The organism is Streptomyces sp. SCSIO ZS0520, assembly GCF_025643355.1.
GTDB lineage: Bacteria > Actinomycetota > Actinomycetes > Streptomycetales > Streptomycetaceae > Streptomyces > Streptomyces physcomitrii.
Genome location: NZ_CP092644.1, coordinates 4229095 through 4249786 on the forward strand (window position 1 = coordinate 4229095; position 20692 = coordinate 4249786).

The 20692-nt window shown below is 74.5% G+C and carries 18 protein-coding genes and 2 tRNA genes; 14 read left to right on the forward strand and 6 right to left on the reverse strand.

The genetic code is table 11. The annotated features are described in order from the left end of the window. Window positions 1-163 precede the first annotated feature (163 nt). Window positions 164-466, forward strand: coding sequence for a hypothetical protein (locus MID12_RS16500; protein ID WP_040251517.1), 303 nt, complete (start codon window positions 164-166; stop codon window positions 464-466). Between the two features lie 776 nt (window positions 467-1242). Further along, a complete protein-coding gene (locus MID12_RS16505) occupies window positions 1243-1779 on the forward strand; it encodes a SigE family RNA polymerase sigma factor (RefSeq protein WP_040257421.1) in 537 nt (178 codons plus the stop codon). A gap of 154 nt (window positions 1780-1933) precedes the next feature. Here MID12_RS16505 and MID12_RS16510 read toward each other — a convergent pair whose 3' ends face one another. After that, the gene (locus MID12_RS16510) at window positions 1934-2176 is read right to left on the reverse strand and encodes an alpha/beta fold hydrolase (RefSeq protein WP_263168168.1); all 243 of its coding nucleotides are present in this window, start codon (window positions 2174-2176) and stop codon (window positions 1934-1936) included. A gap of 77 nt (window positions 2177-2253) precedes the next feature. Between MID12_RS16510 and MID12_RS16515 the strand changes: the two genes are divergently transcribed. Both MID12_RS16515 and MID12_RS16520 read left to right on the forward strand, forming a co-directional pair. Continuing rightward, window positions 2254-2586, forward strand: a complete 333-nt coding sequence (locus tag MID12_RS16515; protein WP_263168170.1) for a hypothetical protein — start codon at window positions 2254-2256, stop codon at window positions 2584-2586. Window positions 2587-2751: 165 nt separating this feature from the next. Beyond that, entirely contained in the window at window positions 2752-4401 is a 1650-nt protein-coding gene (locus MID12_RS16520; RefSeq protein ID WP_263168172.1) for a long-chain fatty acid--CoA ligase, read from the forward strand. A 440-nt stretch (window positions 4402-4841) separates the two neighbouring features. On the opposite strand, the gene MID12_RS16525 is transcribed toward MID12_RS16520, so the two are convergent. Next, a complete protein-coding gene (locus MID12_RS16525; protein ID WP_263168174.1) occupies window positions 4842-5009 on the reverse strand; it encodes a hypothetical protein in 168 nt (55 codons plus the stop codon). Window positions 5010-5162: 153 nt separating this feature from the next. Between MID12_RS16525 and MID12_RS16530 the strand changes: the two genes are divergently transcribed. Continuing rightward, a complete protein-coding gene (locus MID12_RS16530; protein WP_411577068.1) occupies window positions 5163-5288 on the forward strand; it encodes a hypothetical protein in 126 nt (41 codons plus the stop codon). Between the two features lie 96 nt (window positions 5289-5384). Here the strand turns inward: MID12_RS16530 and MID12_RS16535 are convergent, their stop codons facing one another. The 3 genes from MID12_RS16535 to MID12_RS16545 all read right to left on the reverse strand — a co-directional run bounded on the left by MID12_RS16535 (window position 5385) and on the right by MID12_RS16545 (window position 10668). Further along, the gene (locus MID12_RS16535) at window positions 5385-6200 is read right to left on the reverse strand and encodes a response regulator (RefSeq protein ID WP_263168176.1); all 816 of its coding nucleotides are present in this window, start codon (window positions 6198-6200) and stop codon (window positions 5385-5387) included. Between the two features lie 97 nt (window positions 6201-6297). Next, complete coding sequence (locus MID12_RS16540) at window positions 6298-9963, reverse strand: PAS domain-containing protein (protein ID WP_263168178.1); 3666 nt, start codon at window positions 9961-9963, stop codon at window positions 6298-6300. A 231-nt stretch (window positions 9964-10194) separates the two neighbouring features. Then, a complete protein-coding gene (locus MID12_RS16545; protein WP_263168180.1) occupies window positions 10195-10668 on the reverse strand; it encodes a subtilase-type protease inhibitor in 474 nt (157 codons plus the stop codon). Window positions 10669-11251: 583 nt separating this feature from the next. On the opposite strand from MID12_RS16545, the gene MID12_RS16550 reads away from it, so the two are divergent. The 5 genes from MID12_RS16550 to MID12_RS16570 all read left to right on the forward strand — a co-directional run bounded on the left by MID12_RS16550 (window position 11252) and on the right by MID12_RS16570 (window position 14214). After that, window positions 11252-11342: transfer RNA gene (locus MID12_RS16550), tRNA-Ser, on the forward strand. A gap of 453 nt (window positions 11343-11795) precedes the next feature. Beyond that, window positions 11796-11868: transfer RNA gene (locus tag MID12_RS16555), tRNA-Arg, on the forward strand. 208 nt (window positions 11869-12076) lie between these two features. Beyond that, window positions 12077-13291, forward strand: a complete 1215-nt coding sequence (locus MID12_RS16560; protein WP_040251568.1) for a helix-turn-helix domain-containing protein — start codon at window positions 12077-12079, stop codon at window positions 13289-13291. A gap of 125 nt (window positions 13292-13416) precedes the next feature. Next, a complete protein-coding gene (locus tag MID12_RS16565; protein ID WP_040251571.1) occupies window positions 13417-13833 on the forward strand; it encodes an ATP-binding protein in 417 nt (138 codons plus the stop codon). Window positions 13834-14067: 234 nt separating this feature from the next. After that, window positions 14068-14214: a hypothetical protein gene (locus MID12_RS16570; RefSeq protein ID WP_263168184.1), complete on the forward strand. Its 147-nt coding sequence runs from the start codon at window positions 14068-14070 to the stop codon at window positions 14212-14214. A gap of 75 nt (window positions 14215-14289) precedes the next feature. On the opposite strand, the gene MID12_RS16575 is transcribed toward MID12_RS16570, so the two are convergent. After that, complete coding sequence (locus MID12_RS16575; protein ID WP_263168186.1) at window positions 14290-14757, reverse strand: VOC family protein; 468 nt, start codon at window positions 14755-14757, stop codon at window positions 14290-14292. 535 nt (window positions 14758-15292) lie between these two features. Between MID12_RS16575 and MID12_RS16580 the strand changes: the two genes are divergently transcribed. The 4 genes from MID12_RS16580 to MID12_RS16595 all read left to right on the forward strand — a co-directional run bounded on the left by MID12_RS16580 (window position 15293) and on the right by MID12_RS16595 (window position 20691). Further along, on the forward strand, window positions 15293-16195 hold the full coding sequence (locus MID12_RS16580) for a DUF2797 domain-containing protein (RefSeq protein ID WP_263168188.1): 903 nt from the start codon (window positions 15293-15295) through the stop codon (window positions 16193-16195). An 85-nt stretch (window positions 16196-16280) separates the two neighbouring features. Then, window positions 16281-17024 (forward strand): response regulator transcription factor, encoded by a 744-nt coding sequence (locus tag MID12_RS16585; protein WP_040251576.1) that lies wholly within the window; start codon window positions 16281-16283, stop codon window positions 17022-17024. A 215-nt stretch (window positions 17025-17239) separates the two neighbouring features. Further along, window positions 17240-19207, forward strand: coding sequence for a sensor histidine kinase (locus MID12_RS16590; RefSeq protein ID WP_411577069.1), 1968 nt, complete (start codon window positions 17240-17242; stop codon window positions 19205-19207). A gap of 26 nt (window positions 19208-19233) precedes the next feature. After that, window positions 19234-20691 carry a glycosyltransferase gene (locus MID12_RS16595; RefSeq protein WP_263168192.1) on the forward strand — a complete coding sequence of 486 codons (1458 nt, stop codon included), beginning with the start codon at window positions 19234-19236 and terminating at the stop codon, window positions 20689-20691. Window position 20692: the final 1 nt, after the last annotated feature.

Here is a 20692-nt window from a genome sequence, read left to right on the forward strand (position 1 = left end):
CGTCAGGGCGGTTCCGGCTGGGCAACTCTGCTCTCGCGACGTCGTGACCACTCCGGGGCGGCGGGCCAACCGCCCCGGAAACAGCGGTAGTTCAGATCGCCGGGCAGGACCGCCTGTACGGCGGCCCACGCGATCGGACCCGTCCCTACCTGGAGGAACAGACATGGCAAGCATCCGTACCGCCCGTGTTCTCGCCGCCGCGGCGGCCCTGCCGCTGGCGGTGGCGCTCTTCTCGGGTGCCGCGGCGGCCGACACCGGGGCGCTCTCGGGCGACCGGGCCAACGCGGGCGTGGCCACCGTCGGCGCCGGTGCCCGGGGCGCGGGGCCGGGGATCTCCGCGACCGGTCAGCAGCAGGCCGTGGGGGACAGCGCCCGCAACGAGAACAACGCGGTGAACATCAACGGCTCCGCGCCCACCTTCGTCGACCAGCGCCATCTGGGCATCGTCTTCACCCCGCTCTGGTGAGCCGCGGCCCTCCGGGGGCTGGGCCTCCTCCCGCGCGGGCTGCCGGGAGGGGTCCGGGGGGCCCGGGGGTCGCGGCCCGAGGGGTGACGACCTGTGCGGCGGTGCTTCGGCGCCGCCGCACAGGTGTGTCCGGGGTCATGGGTGTCCGGGTTCTCGTGGTCGTCCCGCCCGGTACAGGGGTGTGCGGAGGCAGGTCGCGTACGGGTGGTCGCGTACCGGTAGGTGTGTCCGGGGGCAGGTCGCGCCGCCCGTGCGGGAAGGCCGTCAGGGAAGGCCGGGAGGGAAGGCGGCGGAGGGGATCCGCGCCCGTGCGGTGTGCCGCCCCGAGTCCGTCTCGGGGCCAACCCCCAAGGGGGTGCGGGGGTCCCTCCACCCACAGGAGGTGAGCCGTTCGCCGCCCGTACAACCTGAGGGGGACACCGCTTCGGCACCTCCGGCCGATCCCCGTGCGTAGGGGGCACTTCTAGCGTGGAGCCATGACCGTTCCTGGGCATTGCACCCGCCTACCCGAGGCCCCGGCGACCGCGCCCTCGGCCAGCGCAGCGCGCCCTGCGCCCCTGGGGACCGGGCCCCGGCCGGCCGCGGCGAAGGCCGGTATCCGACCCAAGGCCGCGGCGCACCGCGTGCCCGCCCAGCGGGTCCCGCGCCCGGCCCGCCCGGCGGCGGCCACCCGCGGCGACTCCGCGTCCGGCGGCGGCCCCGCGGACGGCGCGGCGCCCCGCGCCCGCCTCGCCACGGCCGCCCAGGCACCGGCCCCGCAGCGCACGGCCCCCGAGCTGAAGAGCCCGTCCCGCGGCGCCTCGCACGGGCAGCACCTCACCTACGCCTCCTTCGCCTCCTACGTGAAGGAGCGCGGGCCGGTGCTGCTGCGCACGGCGCGCTCGCTGACCTCCAATGTCAACGACGCGGAGGACCTGCTGCAGACCGCGCTGACCAAGACGTACGTCGCCTGGGAGCGCATCGAGGACCACCGGGCGCTGGACGGGTACGTACGCCGCGCCCTGGTCAACACGCGTACCTCGCAGTGGCGCAAGCGCAAGGTCGACGAGTTCGTCTGCGAGGAGCTGCCGGAGCCCGAGAACGCCCCCCTTGAGGACCCGGCCGAACAGCAGGTGCTCCGGGACGCCATGTGGGGCGCGATCATGAAACTCCCGGACCGCCAGCGCGCGATGGTCGTCCTGCGCTACTACGAGGACCTGAGCGAGGTGCAGACCGCCGAGGTGCTCGGCGTCTCGGTGGGCACCGTCAAGTCGGCCGTCTCCCGCGCCCTCGGCAAGCTCCGCGAGGACCCGCAGCTGCGCGAGGACGTGTAGGGCCGCTCGCCTTTTCGGCCCCCTGCTTCTTCTGCTTCTCCGGGAGCTCCCCGTGCTCCACTTCTTCGTACTCCACTTCTTCGGCCTTCACTTCTTCGTCCTGGTGAGTCGGTGAGTCGGGGGACGGCGGCGTTCGTGGCCTTCGGCTGCCGGGTCACTCCGGGACTGGGACGTGGCGGCGCAGGAAGTCGAGGTAGGCGGCGACGGCGCGCTCGAAGGGTTCGCCGTAGTAGACGGCGAAGTGGCCGACCGGATACGTGTGCACCTCGGCCCGGGGCGCGCGTGCGGCCTGGCGCCCGGCGGTGCGGTTCGGGGCCACGGTGTCGGGGTCGCAGAGGGCGACGTGGACGGGGCAGCGGATCGCCTCGGTGCGGCGGCCGGGCGCGTACCGCAGCACGTCGAAGGCGGACCGGGCGGTGAGCCGGTTGACGTACTCGGGGTCCTCGGCGCCCAGGGCCCGGCGCCGCCGCCTGTGTGCGCTTCGCCCAGGAGAAGCCCCACCAGTACCGGCTGCCCGCCTTCCCGCCGCCGGACGCCCCGGCGCCCGAGCGGGTCGACGCGCTGGTCAGGGAGCAGAACGGCAAGCCGGCCGCCCTCGTCCCGGAGTGCGTCGACGCCGGACTCGCCCGCCCGGACCTCGCCCCCCCGGTGGTGGCCACCGTGCTCTGGCGGATGTGGGACGGGGTGCTCGGCCTGATGTTCCGCGGCGACGGCTCGCGCCCCGGCGAGGAGGAGATGGCGAGGATCCTCGGGACGATGGCGTCCCTGGCGGAACTCGGTCTCCGCTCTCGCGCCGCCGAGAAGTGACGCAGCGTGGGTGGGCGCGCGCGGCCCGGCGTGGGACGATCGCCGGACGCGCGAGGCGCCGTGACCCAGGGTGACGAGAGCAGGAACATACCCAGGGGTAGTGACACACCGTCTACCACCGCACGAGAATCCTCGCGATACCCCTTCGCCCCCGGGAGGCAACCGGTGTACAGCACGATGCAGGACGTTCCGCTGACGGTAAGCCGCATCCTCGCGCACGGTTCGACGGTGCACGGCAAGGCCGAGGTGCTCACCTGGACCGGCGAGGGCGATCCGCATCGGCGTACGTACGCCGAGGTCGGCACCCGGGCCGCGCAGCTGGCGCACGCGCTGCGGGACGAGCTGGGCGTGGTCGGCGACGAGCGGGTCGCCACCCTGATGTGGAACAACGCCGAGCATCTGGAGGCCTACCTCGCGGTCCCCTCCATGGGCGCCGTGCTGCACACCCTCAACCTGCGGCTGCCCGCCGAGCAGTTGACCTGGATCGTGGCGCACGCCGCCGACCGGGTCGTCCTGGTCAACGGCACCCTGCTCCCGCTGCTCGCCCCGCTCCTGCCCCAACTCCCCACCGTCGAGCACCTGGTGGTGGCCGGGCCCGGTGACCGCTCCGTCCTGGAGGGCGCCGCCGTCCGCGTCCACGACTACGAGGAGCTGCTCGCCGGACGCGCCGAGAGCTACGACTGGCCGGAGGTCGACGAACGCCAGGCCGCCGCCCTGTGCTACACCTCCGGCACCACCGGGGACCCCAAGGGCGTGGTGTACAGCCACCGTTCGCTCTATCTGCACTCCATGCAGGTCAACAACGCCGAGTCCTTCGCGCTGACCTCCCGGGACATCGCGCTGCCGGTGGTGCCGATGTTCCACGTCAACGCCTGGGGTCTGGCGCACGCCGCCTTCATGGCGGGCACCTCGCTGCTGATGCCCGACCGCTTCCTGCAGCCCGCTCCGCTCGCCGAGATGATCGCCCTGATCCGGCCGACCATCGGCGCCGCGGTGCCCACCATCTGGCAGGGGCTGCTCGGCGAACTCGACGCCGACAAGCGCGATGTGAGCTCGCTGTCCACCGTCATCATCGGCGGCTCGGCCTGCCCGCCCGCCCTGATGCGCGGCTTCGAGGAGCGCCACGGCGTCCGGGTGGTGCACGCCTGGGGCATGACCGAGACCTCGCCGCTCGGCTGCGTCGCCCACCCGCCGGGCGGGCTCAGCGCCGAGGAGGAGTGGGAGTACCGGATCAGCCAGGGCCGCTTCCCCGCCTCGGTCGAGGCGCGGCTGAGCGGGCCCGCCGGGGAGCGGCTGCCCTGGGACGGCGAGTCCGCGGGCGAGCTGGAGGTGCGCGGACCGTGGATCGCGGGCTCCTACTACGGCGGCGCCGCGGGTGAACCCTTCAAGCCGGACGACAAGTTCAGCGCCGACGGCTGGCTCAAGACCGGCGACGTCGGCACCATCACCCCCGACGGCTTCCTCCACCTCACCGACCGCGCCAAGGACGTCATCAAGTCCGGCGGCGAGTGGATCTCCTCGGTGGAGCTGGAGAACGCCCTGATGGCGCACCCGGAGGTCGCCGAGGCCGCGGTCGTCGCGGTGCCGGACGAGAAGTGGGGCGAGCGCCCGCTGGCCACCGTGGTCCTCAAGGAGGGCTCGACGGCCGACTTCACCGTGCTGCGCGAGTTCCTCGCCACCCGGATCGCCAAGTGGCAGCTCCCGGAGCGCTGGACCATCGTCCCGGCGGTCCCGAAGACCAGCGTCGGCAAGTTCGACAAGAAGGTCCTCCGCAAGCAGTACGCGGAGGGGGAGTTGGACATCACCCAGCTCTGAGAGCGGGCGAACGGCGGGGAGCCGAGCCGCGCCTGCCCCCCCGCCGGGCGGCCGGGGACATCAACCGCCACCGCCCGTCAGCTACTTGAGGTCGCCCCCGTGCGCCGTCCCCCCCTTGGGCGGAGGCCGCGCACGGGGGCGATCTCATGCGACCGCCATGGGCGATCTCATACGACCGACTGCCATGGGCGACTCCATACGACCGCCATACGCCGTGCATGGCCCGCACCCGTCCCGCTCCCGGTGGATCCGGGGGAGTTCCCCCAACTCCCGCGCGACGGAAGCGACTTCATGCCCGACCTGCCGCCAGTTCTTCGCCGCCTCGGGCGCGGCCCTCAGCGCCCGGCTCTCGCCGCCCCCGTGACGCCTTCGCGGCGCGCTGCCGCCCTTGTCGCCCGGCTCAACCGGATTCCGCTCGGCTGAGCCCAACTCCGTCCGGCTCAGCTCCCGTCGGCGTCCCCGGTCAGCTTCTCGCGGAAGGACGGCACGGCCTCGGCGATCGCGCGGTCCACGTACTTCGGGACGTCGTAGAAGTCCATGTGCGTGCCGCCCTCGACGACCTGGAGCCGCTTGGGGCTCCGGGCGCGGCCGTGCAGCTCGGTGGACATCCGGCAGGAAGGCGGGCTCCGCGCCCCGCGCGGTCTCGGCGGTCCACTGCTCGGCGAGGGCCTTCAGGGCCGGTACGGCGGCGGCGCCGGAGTCGGTGACGTACCAGCCGCGGCGGAAGGAGGTGCCGCCACCCCGGGGCAGGCACCCTCGTCCTGGACTGGGACACCCTCACCGGCTCCACCACACCCGGCCGGCATCTCGTGATCTGGACCGCCCTGCCCGGCAGCCCCACCCAGGAGGCCCTCGACCGGATGGCGTCCGGCACCGGCGCACCCTAGGCGGCCCCCGCGCTCCGGCTCGCTGGGACCCGCTGCCGGACCGTTCACCGACCGCCGGTCCTACCGGTGCCCGCACCTACCGGTGCCCGCACCCGCTCACTGGCTGCCGATCCGCGCGAGCAGATCCACGATCCGGCTCTGGACCTCGGGGCTGGTGGAGCGTTCGGCGAGGAAGAGGACCGTCTCACCGGCGGCGAGGCGGGGCAGGTCCTGGTGTTCCACGGCGGCGGTGTAGACGACGAGCGGGGTGCGGTTCAGCTGGCCGTTGGCGCGCAGCCAGTCCACGATGCCGCTCTGCTCGCGCCGGACCCGCATCAGGTCCATGACCACCAGATTGGGCCGGGTCCCGGCGGCCAGCCGCACGGCGTCCTGGTCGCTGGCGGCCCGCGCGACCTGCATGCCCCGGCGCTCCAGGGTGGCGGTGAGGGCGAGCGCGATCTCCTCGTGCCGCTCGATGAGGAGCACCCGCGGCGGGTGCTGCTCGCTGTCCCGCGGGGCGAGCGCCTTCAGGAGTACGGCGGGGTCGGCACCGTAGGCCGCCTCGCGGGTGGCCTGGCCGAGCCCCGCGGTCACCAGGACCGGCACCTCCGCGGCGACGGCGGCCTGGCGCAGCGACTGCAGGGCGGTCCGGGTGATCGGGCCGGTGAGCGGGTCGACGAAGAGCGCGGCCGGGAACGCCGCGATCTGCGCGTCGACCTCCTCGCGGGAGTGCACGGTGACGGGGCGGTAGCCGCAGTCGCTGAGCGCCTGCTGGGTGCCCATGTCGGGGGCGGGCCACACCAGCAGCCGCCGCGGGTTGTCCAGCGGCTCCGGGGGCAGCTCGTCGTCGAGGTGCTGGCGGCGCGGGCGTTCGGCGATCTCCACGGCACCGCCGGGTCCGTCCAGCGGCTCGGGCCCCTCGTCGGCGTTCACATCGGGCGCCCCGATCGCGTACGAACGGCCGCCGCCCTCCGAGGAGGCCCCGCGCGGCTGCGGCGCGGCGAGCGGATGGCGGCGCCCGCCCCCGGTGTCACCGGAGTCGGTGCGTTCGGCGGGCGTACCGAGCTTGCGGCGCCGCCCGCCGGGAACCTGCCCGGCGCTCTCGCCCGGCTGCTGCGGGGCACCGCCCGGCCCCGGCGCGGTCGGCGGCAGTGCCTGCGCCGAGCGGCCGCCGCTGCGCGGCTGGGGCAGATTCCCCGACCGCTGCTGCTCGGCGATCCGGCGCCCGAAGGGCACCCCCTGGCCGAGGGTGCGCACGCTGATCGCCCGCCCCTGCGTGGAGTCGGGATCCGGCGCCCCGGCCTCCGCGGGCAGCGGCTGCGCGGGCGGGCGCGCGCCCCCCGAGGTGTGCGAGGTGGCCCCGCTGGGCGTGCCGTGCGGCGGCGTACCGGGCGCCCCCTGCGCGGGCACACCGCGACCGCGGGTGCCCCCGGCGGGGACCGGTCCGGCACCGGGCTGCCCGGCGGCACCCTGCCCGGCGCCCTCGGCCGGTGCGGCGCCGGGAGCCTGCGCGGCGGCCTGCCCCTGGTGCGGTCCGGCGGCGGCTCCGGGGGCTCCCTGTCCGGCTGTTCCCTGCCCGGCTGTTCCTTGCCCGTGCGTTCCGCCTTGGGGCCCGCGTCCGTACGACCCGTCCTGCGTCCCCGGTCCGTTCGTACCCCGTCCGTGCGTCCCGCGGCCGTCTGTTCCCCGGCCGTCTGCTCCCCGGCCGTCTGTTCCGCGGCCGTCTGTTCCGCGGCCGTGCATCCCGTGGTCGTGCGTCGGCTGCGGATTCGCCGGGGGTGCGGGGGTGTGCGGGGCCGCGTTTCCGTGGGGGTGCTCGGTGCCGGGGGGGCGGGGGTGCGCCCGGGGCGGGGGCCGGGTGTCCGCTCGGGGCGGGGGCGGCGAGGCGGGGGTCCCGGGCGCCGGAGCCGGGGCGGCGCGGTCGGCCCGCGACCTGGGGGCCCGGACCGCCCGGGTCCTGGACGCCACCGGGGGGTGGGTCGGCGGGGGTCCGGTCGCCGCCGGGTCCGCTGGTGCCCTGCGGTGCTCCTTGCGGGGTGTCCTGACCGGCCGCCGGGCGGGCGCGGCGCCGTCCGGTGGGGGCGGGGACGGGGTGGGCCTGCGCCGGGGTGTGCTCGTCGGGTCCGTCGGTGAACAGCATGGTGTGCTGACCGGCGTCGCCGTGGCCGGGCACCGGACCGCGGGCGGGCTCGGGGCCGTACTCCTCGTCCGGTGTGCGGTCGGCCTCCGCGGGCGGCAGGGCGAACACCCGCCCCCCGGCGGCCTCCTGGGCGGCGGCGCGCTCCTGGGCGGCGGCGAGCGCCCGACGGCGCCGGCCGGTGGGCTGCTGCCCGCCCGCCGCGCCCTGCCCCTGCTGCGGGTACCCGGGTGCGGTGGTGCCGGGCCGGGCGAAGGCGGCCTGCGGTGAACCCCCGTGCAGTGCGGGGGAGTTGCCCGGTGCGTTCCCCGGGCCCTGCGGCAGCGCGGGAGCGCCCGGAAGCTGCGGCGGACCGGAGGACTCGGGCGGGCCCGGAGCCCCCTCGGACCCCTGGGGGAGCGCGGCCGGAAGCGCGCGCGCCCCGCCCTCGCGTCGTGCACGGCGCCCGGTCGGCCCCGGCAGGCCCCCCGGCTGCACCGGCCTGCCCTGCGCGGGCACCGGCACACCCCCCGGCGGCACGGTCTCCCCGCGCTGCTGCCCGGGCGCGGACTCCCCGGCGGCCATCACGGCGCCCTCGGCGGCGCTCGGCCTGCCGCGCCTGCGCCCGGTGCCGCCCGCGGGCGTCTCCCGCGCGGGCGCCTGCTCCTGCGGCTGCCCGGCCTCGGCCGCCCGGCGCCGCCGCCGTCCGGTGCCCCCGGCGCCGTCGGTACCCGGAGCCGGGGCCCCCGAGCCGTCCGTACCGGAACTCTCCGTACCGCCGCCGTCCGTACCGGTGTCGAGGAAGGCGTCCACCGAGGAGCGGCGGGCGCGCCTGCGGCCGCCGCCGGTGGTGGCGGGGTCCTCGACGGGCACCGGCCGGGCCCCGGCGGACTCCGCCGCGGGCACGGCGACCGCGCCCGCGCCGCCGCCGATCGGCACTTCGAGTACGTAGGCGTTGCCGCTGGTGCCCGGCACCTCGTGGGTCTGCAGGACGCCGCCGTGCGCCCGCACCACGCCGCGCACGATCGGCTCGTGCACCGGGTCGCCGCCCGCGTAGGGGCCGCGCACCTCGATCCGTACCACCTCGCCCCGCTGGGCGGCGGCGACGACGATCGTGGAGTCCATGTAACCGCCCGCGGTGACGGGGGCGTTGCCGGTGGCGTCGACGCCCGCGACATTGGCGACCAGGTGGGCGAGGGCGGTGGCGAGCCGCTCCGGGTCCACCTCCGCCTCGATCGGGGGCGCGTGCACCGCGAACTGCGCCCGGCCGGGACCGATCAGCTCGACGGCGCCCTCGACCCCGGCGCTCACCACGGCGTCCAGCATCACGTGCCGCCGGTCGAGGGTGTCCTCGCCGGTCTCCAGGCGCTGGTAGCCGAGGACGTTGTCGACCAGGGTGGTGATCCGGGCGTAACCGGCGGCCAGGTGGTGCAGCACCTGGTTGGCCTCGGGCCACAACTGCCCCGCGTCGTCGGCGGCGAGCGTCGACAGCTCCCGGCGCAGCTCGTCCAGCGGGCCGCGCAGCGAGCCGCCGAGCATCGACAGCAGCTGCTCGTGCCGCCCGTCGAGCGCCTCGTAGCGGTCCTGTTCGCGCTCGGCGAGCGCCGCGTACCGGTCCTTCTCCCCGGCCAGCTCCTCGCCGTGCAGCTCGGTCAGGCGGGCCAGCTCCGCGGTCTGCTCCTCGCGCAGCGCGGCGAGCTCCGCCGCGTGCTCCTCGCGCAGCGCCGCCACGGCGGCCTCGTGCTCCGCGGACTCGGCGGCCCGGCTCGCGGCCAGCTTGTCGTAGGGCCGCCGGTCGGTGAACGTCAGGACCGCGCCGACCAGTTGGTCCCCGTCGCGCACCGGCGCGGTGGTCAGGTCGACCGGCACCCGCTCGCCGCTCTTGGACCACATCACCTGCCCGCGCACCCGGTGCTTGCGCCCCGAGCGAAGCGTGTCCGCGAGCGGGGACTCCTCGTACGGGAAGGGCTCGCCCTCGGGCCGGGAGTGCAGCACCAGCGGATGCAGCAACTGGCCGCCGAGGTCGCTGGCCCGGTAGCCGAGGATCTGCGCCACGGCCGGGTTGACCAGGACCACCCGGCCGTCGGTGTCGGTGCCGACCACGCCCTCGGCGGCGGCCCGCAGGATCATCTCCGTCTGCCGTTGCGAACGCGCCAGTTCGGCCTCGGTGTCCACGGTGCCGGTGAGGTCGCGCACCACGACCATCAGCAGTTCGTCGCCGGAGTAGGCGTAACCGTCGTAGGCCTGCTGGCCGTTCTCCAGATTCGCGCTCGTGACCTCGACCGGGAACTCGCTGCCGTCGGTCCTGCGCGCGGTCATCCGGTTCGGCTTGGTGCGCCCCGCGGGGTCCACGCTGTCCGGCCTGCGCATGGAACCGGGGATCAGCCGGGAGTCGAAGGAGGGCAGCAGATCGAGCAGTCCGCGGCCGACGAGGGCGGTGCCGGGGGTCTCGAAGGTCTCCAGGGCGACGCTGTTGGCGTTGACGACGGTGCCGTTGGCGTTCACCAGCACCAGCGCGTCCGGCAGCGCGTCAAGTATCGCAGCGAGGCGAGCAGCGCCTCGGGATGGCCTGCTGCTCACGACGAAGCTTCCTCCCTGTTACCGCACCTTGCCGACCCGCAGGGGCCATCTTGCCCGCAGACCCCTCGCGTGTCACGGGAGGGAGTCTACGGGCATGCGTTGCGCTCGCGACGGGGGTGAGAGGCAGGTCGCATGCAGAAGACTTGCAGAAGGCACGGAGAAGCTGTGACCTCAGGCGGAGCCCCTGTGACGGCGGTGCGCCCCCGCACACCGCCGTCCGGGCCGGCCGGGTCAGCTCCGTCCGATGGCCGGAATCACCGGCACCATCTCGTTCCACCGGGAGATGGAGCAGCCGTTGCCGCGGTCGTAGGTGACGTCCACCCGCTTGCTGTGCCAGACCCCCTTGATGTGCGCCTTCGCCGGACCGCCGTACTGCATCGTGCACATCGGCGCCTTCCCGGCCCGCTGCTGCGCCCTCTCCTTGCGGGTGTCCTCGAAGGGGCTCACCCCGCGCTCCAGCTCCATCGACGCCAGCTTGTCGCAGGCCCCCTCGGCGTTGGGATGCGTACCGCCCGCCGGATTGCAGTGCAGCGTGTAGTCGCCGTCGAGTTCGCCGTCCGCCCCCGTGACGGTGACGTGCAGGCGGTCCGGGGCGGCGATCAGCCGCGGCAGCGGAAGCAGCGGATCGGCCTGCGCGGTGGCCGCGGGCGCGGCGGCCAGGGCGAGCAGCGAGACGGAGGCGGAGAGGGCGAGACGGCGCAGCATGACGGCTCCACGGGTGCGAGGGACGTACGGGTGCAGGTACGTACCGGTGCGGTACGTACGGGTACGCGGCCTGCCGGACCCCGCGGCGCGGTCACGGGACACCGCCGGGCACGGCACAGGCCGCTCGGGAGGCGCGTCCCACGGGACACCGGAGGCGCACCGCCGCACGCTTCCCTGCCGCGTCTAACGCCCCGGCGCCCCGGACGTTGCGCCCGCCCGCCCGCTTTGCCCTGATCGGCGCTTCCGGGTTGCGGGGTGGGGGTGGGTGGGGCACGGGCTCGGGCACGGGTCGGGGCTCGGGTACGGGTTCGGGTTCGGGTTCGGGTACGGAAGGGGGGTGGGCATGGCGGTGGTGGTCGGGCATGGCGGTGGTGGGCGGTGGCTGCGGCGGGCGCGGCGGGCGGGGTGGCCGGGCGGCGGGCGCCGGGGTGGCGGTCGCGGTCGTGGTGGCGGTCACGAGGGCGGTCACGGTCGGATAAACGGGGGACTGCGCCCCCGGTGATCCAGTACCGTGGGATGCGATTGGTGGCAGCACCGGGTGCTGTGTCATCATCTGCACGCACCCGCTTCACGCGGGTGTGCTGGAGGCGTCGCCTAGTCCGGTCTATGGCGCCGCACTGCTAATGCGGTTTGGGGCTTAAACCCCATCGAGGGTTCAAATCCCTCCGCCTCCGCCGCAAGATCCGAAGCCCTGGTCATCTCCGACCGGGGCTTCGATCGTTTCCTCCCGCTGCTCCCGCTGCTCCCGCTGCTCCCGCTGCTCCCGCTGCTCCCGCTGCTCCCGCTGCTCCCGCTGCTCCCGCTGCTCCCGCTGCTCCCGCTGCTCCCGCTGCTCCCGCTGCTCCCGCTGCTCCCGCTGCTCCCGCTGCTCCCGCTGCTCCCGCTGCTCCCGCTGCTCCCGCTGCTCCCGCTGCTCCCGCTGCTCCTCCGGGTGCCGCCCCGGGGAGGGTTGCCGGGGGGCCCTCGGCGAGGTGGGGTGAAGTAGCGCTCGGAAGGGCGTTCGCCCAGCTCAGCAGGGGTGCGGGAAACGGATTTCGCCTGACGGCCCAGGTCATGTAATGTTGTTCCCGCAACGCCGACCGGGCCGAAAAGCCCACCGGAAGAGCAAGCGAAGCACAACAGAACAAGCACTCGTAGCTTAACGGATAGAGCATCTGACTACGGATCAGAAGGTTGCAGGTTCGAATCCTGCCGAGTGCACAGATCGGAGGCCCTGTTACCGCTTATGCGGTGCGGGGCCTCTCTCGTGTCTTCTTACGCACGTATCCAACGATCATGCCCAGGTCGGCAGTTCACCGCGTTTCTCGTACCCGCTTCCAAGAAGCGGGGTAGAGGAGGGGCCCGAGCCTGGTGCGTCTCCTCCGTACTGCCGAAGAAGCACAGCAGAGCGGCGGCGTACCGTGGCGGCGTGGCAAACGAAGACCTGGGGAAGACCCTGCGCCGCTTGCGCCGTCTGGCCGCCCTGACACAAGAAGAGCTGGCCGAGCGCTCGGGTGTGTCCGTTGATGTGATCCGTCAGCTCGAACAGCAGAGGAAGCATTCGGCGCGGCTTCCCACGCTGCATGCGCTGGCCAACGGCCTGGGCGTGGAGCTGACCACGCTTCTGGGCGACCCCCCGGCGGTCACGGCGAGTGGGGAGAGCGACGGACCCCGCTTCGTCGCCGTACGCCGGGCCATCATGCCCGCGCTGTGGGGACCGCAGCCTGAGCCCACCGGTCGGGACTTCTCCCTGGACCGCCTCCGCGAGCAGATCGCGGAGGGGTGGTCGCAGTACCACGCTGCCGAGTTCGACACCGTGATGAAGAGCCTCCCCGGCCTGATCACGGAAGCGCGATCCGCCACGGTGTCGGGAGGCGATGACGACCGCAGAGCTGGTTTCGCGGCCCTGGGCAAGGCACTTCAGCTCGCCGGACATGTCGCCGTGCGCATGGGCAAGACGGACCTTGCCCTCACGAGCCTGGAACGCGCCATAAGCGCAGCAGAGCAGTCCGAAGATCCACTGTTGGCCCCCATGATCGTGAACTCTGTCGCCTGGACGTACCAGCGGCAGGGCCGCCTGGAAGACGCCCTGGGGATCGCCCTTCGAGCAGCTGAGGCCACTGAGGGCGGCGGGCACACGGACACGGCCGACGGGCTGAAGGTGTGGGGCGCCCTCACCATGAGCGCCGCCACCTCCGCCGCGCGGAGCGGCGACTACGAGCGCGCAGCGGAGCTGATGGCGGGAGCGGAGAAGGAAGCGGCCCGGGTGTCCAAGCTGCCGGAGGGCAGCGACAACCGCATGGTGAGCGTCTTCAGCCCGTCCTCGGTCCGCATCGAACGCGTCCGGCTCGCAGTCCAGTACGGGCATCCGCACGACGCCCTGGCGCTGGCCAAGGGGATGCGGTTGAGCAAGGACACCCCGCCGTCCTGGCGAACCTGGCTCCTGCTGGACGTGGCCCGCGCCCACACGGACATCGGGGATGCCGCCGGAGCGGTGAAGGCACTGGAGTCGCTGCGCCGGGTGGCACCGACATGGATGCAGCACCACACATTGGCCGTCGCCATCGTGCGGGACTTGTGGGCGCTCCCCAACCACCCTCCGGGACTACGGCCGTTGGCGGAGTTCCTGGGGGTCGGTGAATAGCGTGCGGAAAGTGGGACGCTGCGCCCCTGTCAGCGTCCCTGGCATGTCGCTTACATGAACGGACAGTGCCCCGGCGACCGCGCGAACGGCCCCGGGGCTTGGCCGATCTGAAAGAGCAGACCGACATGCCGCAACCTACGACTCGGGCTCGCCGGACCGGGCACCCCGGCTACAGCGAGACCCTGCCGAGGCGGCCCGAGAGCGCAGCCACCGCCCGGCGCCTGCTGCGCACCGCCTGTGGCGTCTGGGGGCTGGACGACGTGGCCGAGGACGGGGTCGTAGTCGTCTCCGAATTAGTGGCGAACGCCGTGCAGCACGCCCGGCGGGAGTACATCCGCGTGGTGGTGGAGCGCCCCGCCGAGCGCACGGTCCGGGTGGCCGTCGCGGACCTGTCCCGAGTGCGGCCGGTGCTGCGCGCCCCCGAGGACGGCGCAGAGTGCGGGCGCGGCCTGTTCCTGGTGGCGATGCTGGCCGCTGACTGGGGCACCGACGAACGGCGCTGGGGCAAAATCGTGTGGGCGGATCTGGAGGGGCGCGGGTGACCTCGGGAGAGACCCCTGGCCGCAGCACTGCCCGGGCCCATCTGTCGCAGTTGATCGAGCTGTTCGGCACGGACGGGTGCCTGCGGATCAGTACGGCCCCTGCTGAGCCCGACCCGGCCATCGTTGGCGGAGAGCCCGAGGACGACGAGCAGAGCTGACCGCCCCGGACGCGGGGAAGCCTCGGCTGGTGGAGTTCATCGAGCCGGGGCTTCGCTTTGTGCCGGTGTGCTCTGCGTGCTGGTGTTCGCGGGTGCGGTGAGTGCGGAGCGGGCCTCGGCGGTGGCGGTGGTCGCCGGGGCCGGGGTGGCCACGGGCAGGGTGATCCTGGCCGGGCAGTACGGGCGGGATGACTCCTCGACGGGTGATCCCCTCGGCGGGTGACCACCCGCAGCCGACCAGCTTCAGGGGACCCGACCGGCCAGTCCCGCCGCCCTGCGACTGCCCGCCTCCCCCGCCTCAAGCCACCGGCTCCCCCACCCCCAGCAGATTCCCCTCGCTGTCGCGGAACCAGGCGGCGCGTTCGCCGTGGGAGTGCTTGCTGGGGTAGTTGCCCTCGACCTCGGCGATGCCGTCGACGGTGCGCAGGCCGGGGACGTCGACCTCCTCGAACTCCACGCCGCGGGAGCGGAGTTCGCGTACCAGGGCGTCCAGGTCCGGGACCTCCCAGCCGCACTGGGTGAAGGTGCCGGGCGAGGAGCCGGTGGACTGGAAGAGGGCGAAGTCGCCGCCGGGGGTGCGGTAGAGGAGGCCGCCGGGGCGTTCGTCGACCGGTTCGAGGCCGAGCTTCTCCGCGTAGAAGCGGCGGGCGCGGTCGAGGTCCACGGCGGGCAGGCGGGTCGCCACCCGGCCGCCGGCGAAGGGGCTGCCGAGGCCCGCGGAGTAGGGGCCGGAGGGGTGGGGGTCCGAGGGACGCGGCTGGATCATGGGGGCTCCCTGGTGAGGGTTCACGGGTGACACGTGGGCACTCCCCTTGTTACCGCCACCCGGCACCCGTCCGCCGCTCCCACTGCCTCGAACCGGGCCGTGTCGCCCGGCGTCGAGCTCTGCCGCTGCCGCTGCCGCTGCCGCTGCCGCTGCCGCTGCCGCTGCTGCCGCTGCTGCTGCTGCCGCTGCTGCTGCCGCCGCCGCTGCCGGGGCCGTTGTCAGACCCCCCGGCTAGCGTCGGGCCATGGCGTGGTGGTGCACGGGGATGCGGTGGCGCGAGGAGGGCGGGGGCCCGGAAGGGGAGGACGAGCAGGGCCGGAGACGGCAGGGGGAGGGGAGACGGCAGGGGGAGGCCGAGGACGGCCGCAGAGAGCGGGACCGCAGAGAGCGGGAGCGGGGAGAACGGGCCCGGAGAGGACGGGAACGGGAGCGGGGAGAACGGGAGCAGGGCCGGAGGGAACGGGAGCAGGATCGGAGGGAGCAGGGCGCAGAAGAGCGGGGAGAAGGGGACGGGTCCGGGTCGGGTGCCCGGCCCGTGCTCCGCTGGTACGGGCAGGAGCGCGGGGAGCGCGGGAGCGTGCTCACGCTCGGGGACCGGCTGGCCTTCCGGGCGGTCGGGGAGCGCCGGTGCACCGGGGTGTGGCGCGGCGGCCGGGTCACGCCCTGCCCCGGGGCGCGGGAGGTGCCGGATACGGCCACCCGGGCGCAGTGCCCCGAGTGCGCGGCCCTGGACCGGGCGCACTCGGTGGCCGCCGACACCTTCGCCGAGGACCCGCGGCCGTACCGGGTCTATCTCGCCTGGTTCGGCCCCGGGATGCTGAAGACCGGGATCACCGGGGCGGCCCGGGGCGCGGCGCGGCTCCTCGAACAGGGCGCCGTCGCCTTCAGCTGGCTCGGCGTCGGCCCGCTGATGGCGGCCCGCAGGACCGAGGAGCTGCTGCGCACCGCCCTCGGCGTACCCGACCGCATCCCGTACGCGGCCAAGCGCACCGTACGTGCCGCGCTGCCGCCGCCCGCGGACCGCGCCGCCGAGATCGCCGCTCTGCACGCCCGGGCCCGCGCCCTGCCCGGCTGGCCGGAGTCCCTGGAGCCGCTGCCCTGCGAAGTGGTGGACCACGGCGGGGTGTTCGGGCTGGACGGACCCGGGCCGCCCGGCCTGGCCACCGGCTCGTCCCGCGCGGCCACCGGACCCTCCTGGGTGGTGACCTCCCTCGCGCCGGAGGCCACCGTGGCCGGGCGGCTGCTCGCGGCCGCCGGTCCCGATCTGCACCTCGCCGAACCCGGCACGGCGGCGGACGGCGGCGGGCGTCTCCTCGTGGTGGACAGCAGGCTGCTCGCGGGCTGGCGGCTGCTCGCCGCCGAGGGGGCGGAGCGGGCGACGGCGCCGGTACGGCCGCTGCCCGGTTCCCCGGAGGCGGTGCAGGGCGGGCTGTTCTGAGCGGTGGCCACCCGCCGGGGCTTTCTCAGGGAATTCACAGAATTCCCTGAGAGGCCTCTCACCGCGGCGGCCGATCGTATGCGGTATGACCGTGACCTCGCCCCAGGGGCGTACCGAACTGCTGAGGCCGGACGGGAGTCCGGTACGGGTGCTCGTGGTCGACGACGAGCAGTCGATCACCGAGCTGCTCTCGATGGCGCTGCGCTACGAGGGCTGGAAGATCCGCCACGCCGCCGACGGTGCCGAGGCGGTGCGCACCGCCCGCGCCTTCCGCCCCGACGCGGTGGTGCTCGACATGATGCTGCCCGACATGGACGGGCTGTCCATCCTCGGCCGCCTGCGCCGCGAACTGCCGGACATCCCGGTGCTGTTCCTCACGGCCAAGGACGCCGTCGAGGACCGTATCGCGGGGCTGACCGCGGGCGGCGACGACTACGTCACCAAGCCCTTCAGCCTGGAGGAGGTGGTGGCCCGGCTGCGCGGACTGATCCGGCGCTCGGGCGCCGCCGACACCCGCAACGACTCGGTACTCGTCGTCGGCGACCTCAGCCTCGACGAGGACAGCCACGAGGTGACCCGGGCGGGCACGTCCATCCATCTGACGGCCACCGAATTCGAGCTCCTCCGCTTCCTGATGCGCAATCCGCGCCGGGTGCTGAGCAAGCCGCAGATCCTCGACCGCGTCTGGTCGTACGACTTCGGCGGCCAGGCCAATGTCGTGGAGCTGTACATCTCCTATCTGCGGCGGAAGATCGACGCGGGCCGCGAGCCGATGATCCACACCCGGCGCGGCGCCGGGTACCTGATCAAGGCGGCCACCGGGCAGTGAGCACCGCCCGGCCCCGCGCCTCGCACACCAGGACCCGCGCCCCGCGCACCTGGCTCCGCGCACCGCGCACCGGGCCGCGTTCGCTGCGCACCCGGCTCGTCGTCTCGGCCGTGGTGCTCATCGCGGTGGTCTGCACGGTGATCGGCTCGGTCACCGCGATAGCGCTGCGTTCGCACCTCTACGAGCAACTGGACGGCTCGCTCGGCGAGGTCGCGATGCGCGCGGCCGGACCGCCGAAGGAACTCCCGGACCGCCACCGCCCCGACGACCGCCTCGCCTTCGTCACCCTCGGCCCCCAGGAACTCGGCACCATAGGCGCCCAGTTGGACGGCAACGGCACCATCCGGCGCGCCCTGGTCAGCACGGAGACCGACTCCGGGGCCGAGGCCGGTACCGACTCCAGTACCGAGGCCGAGACCGGCAGCCCGGCGGACCAGGGTCAGGAACGAGATCAGGACCAGGACCAGAACCAGCAGGAGCAGGGGCAGGGGAACGCGCAGAACCAGGACGAGAGCCCGGACCGCTGGCGTGGCCCCCGGTCCGAGGCCGCCGTGCTCACCGCCGCGCAGCGGTCCGCGCTCGGCTCGGTGGCCAGGGACGGCCGGCCGCACAGCGTGGAGCTGCCGGGCCTCGGCGGCTACCGGGTGGAGTTCCGCAGCGGCGCCAACGGCTCCTTCCTCGTCGGGGTGCCGACCGAGAAGGTCAGCAACACACTGCGCACCCTGCTGGTGGTCGAGGTGAGCGTCACCGCCGCCGGTCTGGTCGCGGCCACCCTCGCCGGGACCGCCCTCGCCTCGGTGGCGCTGCGCCCGCTGCGCCGGGTGGCCGCCACCGCGACCCGGGTCTCCGAACTCCCCCTGCACCGCGGCGAGGTGAGGCTGTACGAGCGGGTGCCGGACGCCGACGACCGGACCGAGGTGGGCCAGGTCGGCGCCGCCCTCAACCGGATGCTGGACCATGTGCACGAGGCGCTCGACGCCCGGCAGCGCAGCGAGACGCGGGTACGCCAGTTCGTCGCGGACGCCGGACACGAGCTGCGCACCCCGCTCGCCTCCATCCTCGGCTACGCCGAACTCACCCGCCGCAGCGGCGAGATGACCGGCCCGGACACCCGGCACGCCCTGCACCGCATCGAGTCCGAGGCCGAGCGGATGACCGGGCTGGTGGCGGATCTGCTGCTGCTCGCCCGCCTCGACTCCGGCCGCCCCCTGCTCCACGAGCCCGTCGACCTCGCCCCGTTGGCGGTGGACGCGCTCAGCGACGCCCGGGCCGCGGGCCAGGAGCACCACTGGCGACTGGAGTTGACCGAGCAGCCCGTCCAAGTCCGCGGCGACGCGGGCAGGTTGCAGCAGGTCCTGGTCAACCTCCTCGCCAACGCCCGCACCCACACCCCACCGGGCACCACGGTCACCCTGCGGCTCCGGCGCGAGGATCCCGTACCCGGACCGCGCCTCGTACCCGGCGAGAAGGCGGCACGCCATGGGGCATGCCACGAGGACCGCGGACCCGTCGCGACCTCCACGGGCGGCGAGGTCGAACCCTGGGTGCCGGACAACTCCACTGGCCCAGCCGCCAGTTCGCTCAGGGACCCCGCGGCCGGTCCGGTCGGCGGTCCGATCAGCGGTCCGATCGGCGGCCCCCACCTCCTCCTGGACGTCGAGGACAACGGCCCCGGCATCCCCGCCCCGCTGCTCGGCCAGGTCTTCGAGCGCTTCGTCCGCGGGGACACCTCCCGCTCCCGGGCCGCCGGTTCCACCGGCCTCGGTCTCGCCCTCGTCCGGGCGGTGGCCCGCGCCCACGGCGGCGAGGTCACCGTCACCTCCCGACCGGGCCGCACCGTCTTCACCCTGCGGCTCCCGGCGGCGGCGTACGAGGATCCGGAGGCGTACGGGGACGGGGACGGTGACACGGACGCGTACGAGGACACGGACACGTACGACGGCCCGGAAGCCTACGAGGACCGAAACACGTACGACGGCCCGGACCCGTACGCGAAACCGGCGAACGCCCACACCGAACCGGACAACGCCGAACCGGACGACGAAGGCGCCCACGCGGAACCGGACGACGAAGCCGCACCCCCGAACAACGAAGCCGCACCCCCAACCGAAGAAGAAGCGCCCCCGAAGTCACCCCCGCCCCCCGCCTCACAGCCCGGCCACAGCCTCAGCACACAGCCGTGACAGCGGCCCCGGCGAGTGTCGGGGCCATGCGCACAGACATCCCGCCGGGCCCGCCCCGGTACCTGGCCCCGCCCGGCGCCCTGCCCGCCCGGCAGCACCTCCCGGCCATCCCCCCGGCGCCCGCGACCAGCCGGGATGCCGACCCGAAGGCCGCTCCCGGCACCGCCCCGGGCGCCGACCCGGGGGCCGCCCCGGTGCTCGACGTGACGATCCCCGTCCACAACGAGGAGCGCGACCTCGAACCCTGTGTCCGGCGCCTCCACGCCCATCTGCTGCGGACCTTCCCGTACCCCTTCCGGATCACCGTCGCGGACAACGCCTCCACCGACGCCACCCCGGAGATCGCCGAGCGGCTCGCGCTGAGTCTGCCGCAGGTGACGGCGGTCCGGCTGGACGAGAAGGGCCGGGGGCGGGCGCTGCGCACCGTCTGGTCGGCCTCGACGGCGCCGGTGCTCGCGTACATGGACGTCGATCTGTCCACCGACCTCAACGCCCTGCTGCCGCTGGTCGCCCCGCTGATCTCCGGCCACTCGGACCTGGCGATCGGCACCCGGCTCTCCCGCGGCTCCCGGGTGGTGCGCGGCCCCCGCCGCGAACTGATCAGCCGCGCCTACAACTTGGTGCTCCGCGGCTCGCTCGCCGCCCGCTTCTCCGACGCCCAGTGCGGATTCAAGGCGATCCGCTACGAGGTGGCGCAGGCGCTGCTGCCGCTGGTCGAGGACACCAACTGGTTCTTCGACACCGAGCTGCTGATCCTCGCCGAGCGCGCCGGGCTGCGGATCCACGAGGTGCCGGTGGACTGGGTCGACGACCCGGACTCGACCGTGCACCTGGTGCGTACCGCGGTCGAGGACCTGCGCGGCGTCTGGCGGGTGGGGCGCGCGCTCGCCGCCGGTTCGCTGCCGCTGGACCGGCTGGCCCGCCCCTTCGGCGACGATCCGCGCGACCGCGCGCTGCCCGGGGTGCCGCGCGGGCTTGCCCGCCAGCTCCTCGGCTTCTGCACGGTCGGTGTCCTGTCGACGCTGCTCTATCTGCTCCTGTACTCCGGCTTCCGTACGGTGTGCGGACCGCAGGCCGCCAACGCGCTCGCCCTGCTGCTCTCCGCCCTCGCCAACACGGCCGCGAACCGGCGGCTGACCTTCGGGGTGCGCGGCCGGCCCGGCGCCGTACGGCACCAGGCGCAGGGGCTCGTCGTCTTCGGCATCGGGCTCGCGCTCACCAGCGGCTCGCTCGCCGCCCTCGACGCGGCGGGCAGCCACGCCTCGCACTCCGCCGAACTCGCGGTCCTCATCGCGGCGAACCTGGCCGCCACCGTGCTGCGCTTCCTGCTGCTCCGCGCCTGGGTCTTCACCGAGGCCCGCACCCCACCGCCCCCCACCGGTCACGCCCACGACGACATCCGCACCGGTGTCCCCGCCCCCGCCCACGACGACATCCCTACCGGTGTCCCCGCCCCCGCCCACGACCGGGAGAGCTCCCGATGAC

Bases quoted from the DNA above. Each gene is read 5' to 3' on its own strand.
- MID12_RS16500 (WP_040251517.1), top strand. From the start codon at position 164: ATGGCAAGCATCCGTACCGCCCGTGTTCTCGCCGCCGCGGCGGCCCTG.
- MID12_RS16525 (WP_263168174.1), bottom strand. From the start codon at position 5,009: ATGTCCACCGAGCTGCACGGCCGCGCCCGGAGCCCCAAGCGGCTCCAG.
- MID12_RS16545 (WP_263168180.1), bottom strand. From the start codon at position 10,668: ATGCTGCGCCGTCTCGCCCTCTCCGCCTCCGTCTCGCTGCTCGCCCTG.
- MID12_RS16565 (WP_040251571.1), top strand. From the start codon at position 13,417: ATGCCGCAACCTACGACTCGGGCTCGCCGGACCGGGCACCCCGGCTAC.
- MID12_RS16575 (WP_263168186.1), bottom strand. From the start codon at position 14,757: ATGATCCAGCCGCGTCCCTCGGACCCCCACCCCTCCGGCCCCTACTCC.
- MID12_RS16585 (WP_040251576.1), top strand. From the start codon at position 16,281: ATGACCGTGACCTCGCCCCAGGGGCGTACCGAACTGCTGAGGCCGGAC.
- MID12_RS16590 (WP_411577069.1), top strand. From the start codon at position 17,240: ATGCGCGCGGCCGGACCGCCGAAGGAACTCCCGGACCGCCACCGCCCC.
- MID12_RS16595 (WP_263168192.1), top strand. From the start codon at position 19,234: ATGCGCACAGACATCCCGCCGGGCCCGCCCCGGTACCTGGCCCCGCCC.